This window comes from Anaerocolumna sp. AGMB13020 (assembly GCF_033100115.1).
In the GTDB taxonomy this organism is placed as follows: domain Bacteria; phylum Bacillota; class Clostridia; order Lachnospirales; family Lachnospiraceae; genus Anaerocolumna.
This window is the reverse complement of sequence record NZ_CP136910.1, coordinates 5,603,100-5,614,581: the sequence shown is the minus strand read 5'-3', so window position 1 is coordinate 5,614,581 and position 11,482 is coordinate 5,603,100. Positions and strand designations below refer to the sequence as shown.

The 11,482-nt window shown below is 38.7% G+C and carries 9 protein-coding genes and 1 other annotated feature; of the genes, 1 reads left to right on the top strand and 8 read right to left on the bottom strand.

Annotation, left to right across the window (positions count from 1 at the left end; all coding sequences use genetic code 11):
• Positions 1 to 6: 6 nt before the first annotated feature.
• On the top strand, positions 7 to 693 hold the full coding sequence (locus R2R35_RS23640; protein WP_317732299.1) for an ABC transporter ATP-binding protein: 687 nt from the start codon (positions 7 to 9) through the stop codon (positions 691 to 693).
• Between the two features lie 57 nt (positions 694 to 750).
• On the opposite strand, the gene R2R35_RS23635 is transcribed toward R2R35_RS23640, so the two are convergent.
• The 8 genes from R2R35_RS23635 to R2R35_RS23600 all read right to left on the bottom strand — a co-directional run bounded on the left by R2R35_RS23635 (position 751) and on the right by R2R35_RS23600 (position 11,474).
• Complete coding sequence (locus R2R35_RS23635) at positions 751 to 2,520, bottom strand: alanine--tRNA ligase (RefSeq protein ID WP_317732298.1); 1,770 nt, start codon at positions 2,518 to 2,520, stop codon at positions 751 to 753.
• A 64-nt stretch (positions 2,521 to 2,584) separates the two neighbouring features.
• Positions 2,585 to 2,846: a binding site (T-box leader), on the bottom strand.
• Positions 2,847 to 2,887: 41 nt separating this feature from the next.
• Positions 2,888 to 3,820 carry a GGDEF domain-containing protein gene (locus tag R2R35_RS23630; protein WP_317734853.1) on the bottom strand — a complete coding sequence of 311 codons (933 nt, stop codon included), beginning with the start codon at positions 3,818 to 3,820 and terminating at the stop codon, positions 2,888 to 2,890.
• A 233-nt stretch (positions 3,821 to 4,053) separates the two neighbouring features.
• Positions 4,054 to 5,763: a hypothetical protein gene (locus R2R35_RS23625; protein ID WP_317732297.1), complete on the bottom strand. Its 1,710-nt coding sequence runs from the start codon at positions 5,761 to 5,763 to the stop codon at positions 4,054 to 4,056.
• On the bottom strand, positions 5,760 to 7,295 hold the full coding sequence (locus R2R35_RS23620) for an AAA family ATPase (RefSeq protein ID WP_317732296.1): 1,536 nt from the start codon (positions 7,293 to 7,295) through the stop codon (positions 5,760 to 5,762). The genes R2R35_RS23625 and R2R35_RS23620 overlap by 4 nt, the downstream gene beginning before the upstream one ends.
• A gap of 92 nt (positions 7,296 to 7,387) precedes the next feature.
• Positions 7,388 to 7,909 carry a hypothetical protein gene (locus R2R35_RS23615; RefSeq protein ID WP_317732295.1) on the bottom strand — a complete coding sequence of 174 codons (522 nt, stop codon included), beginning with the start codon at positions 7,907 to 7,909 and terminating at the stop codon, positions 7,388 to 7,390.
• Positions 7,909 to 8,091 carry a hypothetical protein gene (locus R2R35_RS23610; RefSeq protein ID WP_317732294.1) on the bottom strand — a complete coding sequence of 61 codons (183 nt, stop codon included), beginning with the start codon at positions 8,089 to 8,091 and terminating at the stop codon, positions 7,909 to 7,911. Before R2R35_RS23610 ends, R2R35_RS23615 begins: the two co-directional genes overlap by 1 nt.
• Before the next feature lie 19 nt (positions 8,092 to 8,110).
• On the bottom strand, positions 8,111 to 9,709 hold the full coding sequence (locus R2R35_RS23605; protein WP_317732293.1) for a hypothetical protein: 1,599 nt from the start codon (positions 9,707 to 9,709) through the stop codon (positions 8,111 to 8,113).
• Positions 9,710 to 9,725: 16 nt separating this feature from the next.
• The gene (locus R2R35_RS23600) at positions 9,726 to 11,474 is read right to left on the bottom strand and encodes a hypothetical protein (RefSeq protein WP_317732292.1); all 1,749 of its coding nucleotides are present in this window, start codon (positions 11,472 to 11,474) and stop codon (positions 9,726 to 9,728) included.
• Between the last annotated feature and the right edge of the window lie 8 nt (positions 11,475 to 11,482).

Genomic DNA, 11,482 nt, shown 5'->3' with positions numbered 1-11,482 from the left:
TAACTGATGAAATCATATGTTGGCACTATTGCCGTAGAAGGCAAACATATTGTTAAAAATTTCAGGATTGGTAATACCACCACAAAGGTATTGGAGGATGTATCCTTACAGGTCATGCAAGGAGAATTTGTGTCTATCATGGGACCCTCCGGCTCCGGAAAAAGTACTTTGCTTTATATCCTCGGTGGATTAGATACCCCCACCGGAGGCGGTGTTTATCTGAATGGAGCAGATATATCCAACTTAAAAGATGAAAGTATGAGCAGGTTACGCCGTCAAAAAATAGGGTTTGTATTTCAATTCTATAATCTTATTCCCAATCTGAATGTTGAAGAAAATATCATGCTTCCTTTGCTACTCGACGGTAAGAAAATGAGAGATTATAAGAAACAGTTAAATTACATCCTGGAAGTAGTAGGTTTATCTGACAGGCGCAAGCATACTCCGCGGGAATTGTCAGGGGGACAGCAGCAGCGTGTGGCAATCGCCCGTGCATTGATTGGAGAACCTGAGATTCTATTCGCAGATGAACCCACAGGAAATCTGGACAGTAAAACCGGGGCGGAAATTATGCATTTGTTACGCAGTATCAACCGTGAAAGCGGACAGACCATCCTCATGGTAACACATTCGCCGGAGGCTGCCCAAAGCAGCGGCCGCATCATCACAGTCCGGGATGGGGTAATTGAGTAATTTATTTCATGAACAACTCCCCTCTAAGCTTACACCTTTGGAGGGGAGTTGAAGTTATTACCCGATAACTGCTTTTATTCTTCGAACACCTGACGAAGAAGATTCTTCCTTTATGATACGAAATGCTTTAAGCTCAGAAGTCCTGCCAGCATGGGGTCCTCCACATATTTCCTTTGAATAGTCCGGTATGGTATATACTTTTACCGTTTCACCATATTTATTTTCGAATAATCCTATTGCTCCCTCCTGAAAAGCTTCCTTTAGAGGCATCTCCACACAATTTACAGGAATATCCCTTAATATTGCTTCATTTACAACCTCTGTTATTGCTCTCAGCTCCTCTCCTGTGAGTTTTCGATGGAAGGAAAAGTCAAACCTTAATCTTTTATCAGTGATATTACTGCCTCTGCTTGTTACCTCACTTCCAAGAACCCTACGCAACGCGCCGTATAATAAATGAGTTGCCGTATGCAGTCTGGCAGTTACTTCGCTTTGTTCAGACAACCCTCCTTTGAATCTTCCTGCAGCTCCTTGTCTTGATTTTTCCTGGTGTTTCTGGAATTTCTCTTGAAAAGATTCCATATCAACCATAACCCCTTTTTCCTTGGCAAGTTCTGCTGTAAACTCTATGGGAAATCCAAAGGTATCATATAAACGAAATGCCAGCTCACCGCTTAATACTTTCTTATCTGCTAATTCCTCGAAATATTTTTCAGCCATCTTTAATCCAGAATCCAGGGTCTTATGAAAGATATCGTACTCTCTCTCAAGCTGTTCCAGGATAAACAATTTGTTTCGCTCCAGTTCTCCATAAACATCACCGTATTGGTCTATGATTATCTGTGCCAGGTCCTTCAGTATATTCCTTTCTACCTTCGCCTGTTTTAACAATCTTATAATCCTTCTTATAAGCCTTCTTACAATGTAACCTTGTTCTGTATTAGAGGGCTTTATTTTCCTTGGATCTCCTAATATAAAAGTTACGGCACGTATATGCTCACAGACAATTTTCAGATTTCGGTCGGATAACTCTCCTTTCTCCTGCTGCAGAATCTCATTTAATTTGGATATTACCGGTATAAAAAGCTCTGTCTCATAGACCTGACTGCAGCCATTAAGCACTGTGAGCACTCTTTCAAAACCCATACCTGTATCTACATTTTTCTGCTGTAATTCCTCATAAGTTCCATCTGCTTTCTTATTGTACTGCATAAACACATTATTCCAGATCTCCACATATTTTCCGCAGGAACAGCTGGGTCCGCAGGAAGAGGAGCAGGCAGGCACTCCCATATCATAAAAGATTTCCGTATCCGGTCCGCAAGGTCCCGTCTCACCAACCGGTCCCCACCAATTCTCTTCTCTGCCATAGTAGAATATCTGCTCTTTCCTAAGTCCTTTTCTGACCCAAATACTTGCAGCTTCCTGGTCTTTTGGCACCTGTTCATCCCCTTCATAAACGGTAACAGCCAGTCTGTCTGATGGTATATGAAGTATGTCAGTAAGAAAATCATAGCTCATAGAGATGGATTCCTCTTTCCTATAATCTCCAAGGGACCAGTTACCAAGCATCTCAAAAAATGTCAGATGAGTAGCATCTCCCACCTCGTCAATATCTCCGGTTCTCACACATTTCTGTACATTAACAAGCCTTTTACCCTCCGGGTGTTTTTCTCCTAAAAGGTAAGGTACCAAAGGATGCATTCCCGCTGTGGTAAATAACACGGTAGGATCGTTATCCGGCAAAAGTGAAGCTGACGCGATCTCCTTATGCCCCCTTTCCTCAAAAAATCTGACATACAGTCTTCGTAATTCACTTGCAGTCATAGCGTATCTCCTTTCTTTGATTTAATCCTTAAAAACAAAAAAAGCCCCAAGCTGATAAAAATCAGCTTAGGGCGAACTATTCAGTCCGTGTTACCACCTAAATTCAGGGTTATTCTGCACTCATCAGTACGGGATATGGAATAATCGTCATCCGATACTTTTTCCTTATAACGGTGGAATTCCGTTGAAGTCTACTGCGGATTAATCATAATCCCTTCGGTTCACAGCTCCGAGACTGCTTCTACCTCATGTCTGTAAGGATTCACACCAACCATCCTCTCTCTGAAACATAAATGAAATATACTATTTCTCTTCTCAGCCTTTTGTTTTTAAGTTGAAAGTATGTTACCATACTTCAGATAAACTGTCAAATAAAATTTACCGTATCATTAGGAACTCCATTGTCTGTTCTGATAACAACTTTATTTTTTCCATTTCGTTTTGCTTCATAAAGGCTTTCATCTGCTATACCTATAATTCTGTTATAGTCATAATCACCGCCATTTACAAGACAGACACCGAAACTACAGGTAAAATGCAGTTCCTTATCCTCGTAATAAAATTCCGCTTCTTCAACCTGCCTTCTGAATTCCTCCGTTATCTTAATCACCTGGTCTTCTGTTACATGATATAAAAGTATAATAAATTCATCCCCTCCATACCTTGCTATCCAGTCCGAAGAGGCTCTTATGGAATCCTTAAAGATAGAGGAAAGTTGTTTTAAGATGCTGTCACCGGCAGGATGTCCCTGGGTGTCATTTATCTGCTTAAATCTGTCCACATCTACGATTATAACCGCCAGCGAATCAGCATTAGCTTTTGCTCTTTCTAAATCAATAGGAAGTTGTTCCTCCAAAAATCTTCTGTTATAAATTTCGGTCACCTGATCTTCAATGATTTTTGAATTCAGATTTTTAATATACCCCGATAATTCCTGATACTCATCAGCTTTCTCATTAATAAACATTCCCTGATCCGTAACATCCTTTAGCATCTCTATAATATAATGATTGTTATTAAGCTCAACAGGATAAGTCTGTATAAGAAACAGCCTTTCCTCCTTCATCTCTAGCTTAAAAGCGTATTTATTCGTCTTTAACGTTCTCCTGGACAAACAGTTGGCACACTGTCTTCCCTTCTTCCAGAAATCATAACAGTGCCCTTCCACAAACTGATATTCAGCTTCTTCTTTCTGTTTCACATAAGATTTCTTATTAATAGGGTCTATTATCCTGATAAACGTATACATATCATGAAAAATCGATAGTCTTTCAATAATTTCATCAAGAATTTCCTTCATCAAACACCTCGGTCTCTTTCTTTCCCTCATGATAGAGCTGTCTGAATAGCAAAAACCAACCCTAATAACAGTTGTCATTAAGATTGGTTCTTCAGTCAAGCCAAGTTAAGCTCATTCTTACTTGTCCAACTACCATTACAATATTTATACTACATTATATTGCATAAAACAAGCCTAATCTTCTTAATTTACGCTATTTTCCAGGTTTTACAGAATTGGACATCGCATATCTTTTAATAAAGTTCCTCCAGAATTTTTGTTGATACCAAATCCATTTCTTTATAGGTTTCATCAAGTTGTGAATATTCCCCAAACAGCTTCTGAAACAACTCCTGAGTCACACGTTTTGCACCCTGTAATTCCAGAATGATGTTATTTTTTATGCGTTTATTGATAAATATCATGTCCACACCATAAATTCCAAAACCAATACCTGCTATTGCTATCAGCGGGTGCAGAAAATATGCGGCAACCAAATTAGCAGCACCTACTCCAAGGGCTACATAAGCATAAATATTTTTTATTTCTTTTAATCTTACTTCAATCTGATTCTCGTAATAAGTATTTATTTTTTCAAGTTCCGCTGCGCTTTCTGTAAAATCTACATCTGCTTTATAATCATTTAATTCAACTGGCAGAACTTTCTTATGCAGAGACCGGTAATAACTGAAATACTTATTTACTGCCTTCTCCTGTAGTCCTTTGATTAGCGTAAACATATTAAGACGCATCTGACCGTTTACCTTATCAAGAGAAAAGTCATAGATCCAGGAAATCAGACTGAGCATAAGATTGAACTCCTGCCTTGACTTTTTCTTTTTTTCATTAATGTCTGCTTTGGCCTTATCCACATCACCATTGTAACGGATGATTAATTCATTATACTCTATTTCATCATAGGTTTCCTGTTCACTGGGAATTGGTTTACGAAGCAATTCATCCATGAAATCACTAAGATATCTATTCTTTTCATCTATCGGCACATTCTTGATTCTATATATCATTTCCAGTATATGATAATTATTATGTGCCAGGTTGAGCATATCAAGTAATTGCTCATATTCTTTGCAGTATTTGCCAAGGCCAGGAAAGTCATAACTTTCAGACGTTTTTAACCGCAGCAGATTCTGTTGTATCCGTCCAATAATTTCCTCTTCTTTATAGCCTTCTCTTTCCGCATTCTTTAACATCATACGGTTGATGAAGTCCTTCACCTCTCCGGCTGTTTTTTCATCTACATTTAAGGTTAAGGTTTTACTGATCAGGGAAAATAGCATCAGAAAAGTACTTTCGTCACTTCCTGTCAGATCACACTGCTGATACAGCATAAACCATTTTGCAGCAGCTTCTTCTCGTCCCATTCTAATGTTAAATATCATATAAAAGATACTGCTGTTCTTCTTATCCAGACCTACAGCTCTCTCAATTGCCTTATCTGCCAACAGCTTATCATCATTGTTCCAGGCCATAATACTTAATAAAGCACAGGTCAACCAGTAATCCGGTGTTTTTAAATGCTGTTTTTCAATGGATTTATAGATAACCTCATCACTTACCATATTTAGATTTAAGTTATCCATTATTCCCTGTACCAGTTTCCTGACCGTCCGGTAATTGTTAAACTCATAATACTTCCTGTTATTCAGTGCCCGAATCTTTTTATTCGCCAATTCAATACGCTTATATTGTGAATAGATATGGTCAATTTCTCCTTGCACTTCAAAGGAATCCAGTGCTTTGCTAATGGATTCATTTAACGTTGTGGCAGCAGTATCCAGTGAATTTCGGATCTTGTCATTGTAATTGAGTAATACTGAGTTATTACGAACAATATCACTAACCACTCCTGCAATTTCATTGCGAATTGCCTGGTTCTGAAGTTCAATTCCTGCCAGCTCTGCCCTCAGACTGCTGACCCGGCTCTTTAATTCCCAATTGCTCACCTTACCGCCTCCTGCTGTTTTGTTACGTTGATAGCCTTTTCCTCACCCCATTTGCAGATGTCCTCTACCAGTTCTGCATTCGTTCTGGATATTGGTATTATCTTAGAAACGGAGGAGAGAAGTTCCTTCTTAATAATTTCACTGTTTAACGGAGTAACACCTGGGATGTACCCGTTTATAAGCAACTTCTGTGCCACATCCTTAATTGCATTTTCAATATCTGAATAGGAATACCTGTCCGTTTTTCTCACCAGTTCGTCAAGCTCCTGTTCCTTTGGTACCAGCTTCATAGTTCGTTCCATATAATGAAGAATCACTTCTTTACGTTCTTCTTCGTTTGGCAGTCCTACAAAAAAGATTTCAGAAAAGCGTCCCTTTCGATACAATTCGTAAGGAAGCGCTTTTACATCATTTGCAGTTGCTACCATAAACACTTTGCTGTTAGCTTCCTGAAGCCAAAAGAGAAAGTCTCCCAACACCCTCTTACCGGTTTCGTTTCCGGAGTCCGAAGTAGCAAGTACTTTTTCTATTTCATCGATCCATAAAACACAAGGAGAAACATTTTCAATATATTGCAGAGCTTCTCTCATCTTTTTCTCACTCTCGCCCACCCATTTATCAAAAATTGCCCCAACATCCAGTCTGAATAACGGAAGTTCCCACTCCTGTGAAATCAATTTGGCAGACAGAGATTTACCGCAGCCAGGTACGCCTACCAGTAAGATTCCTTTGGGAGGTACCAGATCGTACTTATAAAGAACTTCCTCCGGCATAAAAAATACTTTTCTCTTTTCAGCCAGCCAGGCTTTTAGATTCCCCATACCGGCAACTCTATATTTACGACTGTCATTGATATATTGAACACTGGCACTTCTGGCATACAACCGTTGTTTCTGTTCTGTAAGTCCATAAATTCTTGATTTGTCCAAACCATTGCTGCCGATTATCTCAGCAGAAAGAATATTATCAATCTGTATTTCTGAAAAGCCACGAAGCAGTACAGCCATTCTTGCAATATCCTGGTTGTCCAGGTTAATCATAAACCTTCCTCTGTATGTATGTATAAATTCTTCCAGCTGGTAGGTTCTTTCCTGCAGATCCGGAAGATCAAGGGTAGTAATCATCCCAAACTGCAACAGTCTGGTCCATACTGTATCAGGTGTTATAAGTATGAATACCCCTGCAGTTTCCTTCGCCATATATAGTATGTTCAATAATTCCCTGGAATATACATTATCATCGGATATCCTCTTTACATCACCCAGCGCTATGGTACAGTGACGCTGCTTCTTAAAGGTTCCCAGGAAATAGCCCAGAGGATCCTCCTGGGTATCATAGGCTCCCCCTGCACTATTTAAATTCTTTAACTGCTTGGCATCAGTGTAATAAAGTAAATCCAACTGTTTCTCAGCCGCAAGTTCTCTTAACATCTTCTCGGCACGTTCTCTTTCCGTAGTATTAATGATTACTAAGGGTGTTCTGGCCATGATATAATGTAATAATTCCTGTTTTACTTCCTTGTAATTGCTCATACTAACTCCCATTGCATGCTCATCTGCTTGCAGATGTTGCACTGCTACAAATCAGTGTGTGAAACAAAGTTAAATTACTTTTTATATCAAAACTATGTAATATCATCTAACGAATTTTTCATCAACTCTCTCACATAACCATAAAAACTTCGTTTCTGAAAAAGATACAAAATGTCCTCTGTAAAATGTCCCGGATAATCCATTGCAGCATTTTTCAGATACTTTGTTATTCCGACTTCATATACTCTGACATTTTCACATATATCCCTGCTTAATCTCTTCTTCATATTTCCTGGTAGACATGGATAATCCTTATAAAAAAAGCATTGCTTTAATTTCTTATGAAAGTTCTTTAGTTCTCTGTCTGCAAATTCGGCATCACCATATTGAATTACCTGATTCAGTTTCCTCTCCAGTTCACAAAAGCTTTTTTCCAACACTTGCCGTAGCAAATTCCCTGTCTGAATAAAAAGCTGCTCACTCCATTCCATGGACAGCTCCAAAGGAGCGGCAGCTTTTAATTTATTATAACTTCTATCATTTAAGCCATTTGCCTTCACTTCACTGGCTATTTGCAGCCAATCTGAATATGTACTACCTATTACCGCCTGCATTATTTCAGAAAGCTAAAAGTAGGCTCTAAACTCCAGGCGGGGAGTTTCTTATTCATCTCTTTTAACTTTTCATTGGAAACCTTCGCTGTTTCTGATTTTCCCTGAGAGAAATTCTCCATTATTCTCTGTTCCAATAAGTCATCTAATTCCATATTATTTTCCATATTATTGTCATTCTCCATAATATCTCATCCTTTCCTCTTATAAATACTCCAGTTCACTGATAAGCTTTTCCTTATTGTTTCTGCTTTCTTTTATAAACTGTTTGAAATCTGCTAATTCGTTCATGCAATTATTTAGATTATTAAGAGCCGCATTTACCCGCTTGGGATACGTTTTTCTTGCTATTAATACTCTGAATACTAGAAATCCGAGTGCAAGCACTGTACCGATTAACGAAAAAGGTGTTAGAAAGGCAAGTCCGATTGTTAGGATTACGGCAATCACAGCAGCTATATTATAGGTGTTAACATACATTATCTGGAATTTATTGTTGTTATAAAAACTCTTCATCTGTTCTGTCTGGTCTGCCTGGTCTTCTCCGTTTGTAATTCCTGACCAGGTATCAATGTGCAGCCTAAAATCAAGAGGTATTGCCTGATTTATTGATAAGCTCCAGTTCTCAATTGCTTCCTTAAACCATTTCCTGGTATTTTGAAGTCCAAATTTTCTGACATGAACATCGGTCTGGGAATTATCATCAAAGACAACCCATTTGACCATTTGATTTCCCACATTGAAACCTTCTGCCTGAATACCTTGAAATACTTCATATTGCTGTTCTGCCGACTCAACCTTACCGTCATTATCGATAATCATCTTAAAATATATCTGCTGATTCTTTAACTCCAATTCTTCTTTGTCATAATTGGTAATAAGATTCACCAGAATACTATCTATCCGGTTATTATAATTATCTTTCGTCTGTTCTGAAAGCTCAACATCCAGGGATTTGACAAGCTCTATAAGCTCATTGTATTTTCCTCCGTTCATGTAAGAAGCTTCCACCTCTGAAACATTATAGCAGAACTGCTTAAGTGAAGGATAATCACAGTACTCCTTACTCGGAAGATTTCTGATATAGGTCAGATAGGTCTCTGTGAGAGTTGCGGATATTTCTTCGTTGGCATCCAACTGATTTACCCAGTTCTGTATTACCTTATTCACTTCATTTTCAAGTTCTTTATCAGTACCGAAGATACCATTTAAATAAGCCTGGAGAACGACTGCCGCCTCCTGCTGCAAAGAGGCAGGGTCAACTGTTTTCATGTATTCATAGAACCATTTACTTGCTACCTCACTTCGGGCAAATCTCAAATTCATTAGGCAGAAGAAGAGCGTACTCTTTATTCTATCCTTTCGAACTCCTTCTGAAATAGCATTACTTGCAACCTCCGGATAATCGTTAACCCAGGCAGTAATGGCAATTAATGCATAGGACAGCCAATAACGGGAGCTGGTAATCCATAGTTCTTCCGATAACTCCTGTATGGTGCTGTTTCTTACCAGATTAATATCAAAGTCCTTCACAACTCCCATTACCGTCTTTCGAATGGCCTCGTAATCACCGAATTGTTCCTTGAGTACCTGATCGATTCGAAGCATGTTCTCGTGGGCTATCTGTTTTTCTTCATTTTGTATCATATCAATCTTGAACTTACTGATACTGTCGTAAATTTTATTGGTGGTAGCTCTTAGACTGGAGGTTGATGTATTTACAGACTCAATCTTAACATCTACTCTGGACTTAAATGAGTTAATCGTTTCATTTAAAGTATTAACCGCATTATTGGAACTCATGGTACCGCCTCCCCTTCTAGTTGAATTCTTCAAATACCTGTATCAGGTCAGCCGCCTTTTCATCGGCTTGTTTATAATCTTTTCTCCATTGACGCAATTCCTCCATGGCACTGTTTAGGAATTTACAGCCCTTATCCCTTCTTGCCTTCAGGATACCCATCATATCCACGATTCTTCGCCATAAGAGAAAGCCACCAACAATACCAAGAAGTATCCCTATTACCAACGCTATCTTTTGAAAGAAGAAAAACATTATCAGTATAATCAGTAGGGATGCCAGGCACATACCGGAAAAAACTTTAATATAGTTATCTGAAATAGTATCCTTAAACCTGTTCTTGTAATAATGCTTTGAAAGAGAGACCTTAGCTTCCTCGTAAGAGTCTTCGTCGTATATGCCTTCCCAGCCATCAATTGTAAAGATATAGTTCTCTTTTTCTTTTTGCCGGTATTCTTTGGCAAAAGCCTCAAATCCTGCACAAATCCATTTCTTTAAATGGCTGAACGCAAATTTACGTACACTGATATCGATTCGTTCATCCTCCGTAAACGCCCAGTCAAAAAGCAGCTTGTCAAAGGAAGTCCTATCCGGTTCTTTCTCGAAGGAGGCATGAAAGAACTGCTGTGCTAATCCAATATCACCTTTTGCACGGACAATCATCTCATTGTATCTGAGATTTTTGATTACGATAAATTCTTCCTGATCATAGGAATTAATTAAGGAATAGAGTATATCTTCTATTCTCTGAAAAAGATCCTGGTTCTCTTTCTTCTCCCCCTCCAGCAAATTTTTATATCTGGTTGCAAGAACACCATTCTTCTCTGCGTCTGATAAAAGTTTCTTCATTTGGTCGTAATCTTTGCAATAGCGGCGAAGATGTTCATATTCCTGATCTGTGATATGTAAATAAATTTCAGCATACTCTCTGGTTTTAGCTGTTACCTGGTTTTTATATTCAGGGTTCATGCTTTCCAGACTTTGAATCATATCAATAAAATATTCCCGTATATGATTACTAAACTCCGTATCTCCTCCGAAAGCTCCCTTTAAGTAAGCCTGCAATATGTATTGCCATTCTGGTCCAAGGTTGTTCTTGTCCACTCGGCTTAAATAGCATAAGTACCATTTCTTCGCTGCTTCCGTTCTGGTAAAACGAAGATTTATCAGCAGGAAAAAAAGTGATGTACTCAGAAAATCCATGGACATCGCTTTGGTAACCGCTCTGCTGGCGGCTTCTTCCTCATCGGAAGCCCAAAGCATTACCGCCATAATTCCATATGCCAGCCAATAGTCTGTATTCTGAAGATATATTTTTTCAACTTTTTTTCTCATGTTTTCATCGGAACAGATATGGGCATCCAGTCCGACTACATATCCCAAAGCTATTCGCCTGAGATCATGAAAGAACGAAAATTTTGTATAGTACTCATCTGTATAATGTGATACATTTTTAGACGCTGTACTCAGGTTCTTAAAAGTAAAATACGAAGAAGACAATTCTTCTATTAGCGCAGATAATTCATAAGTACCAGTGTCTGCCTGGTTGACTTTATCCGAAACGTAAGACATTAACGCAAATACTTCACTGTCCATTGTTTTGGCATTTGATGCCAGAATGGATATATTTCTCATCAGAGAATCAAGCTCTATCCGCAGTTCGCTATTCTCTTTCGTTAATCTGCTTATCCGATTTATCAGGCTGTTTATCTGTTCTCTTAGTCTTTCTGCTTCTTCCAGCTGGGCTCTTGCTTCTTCTTCCGTCATAACGCCTG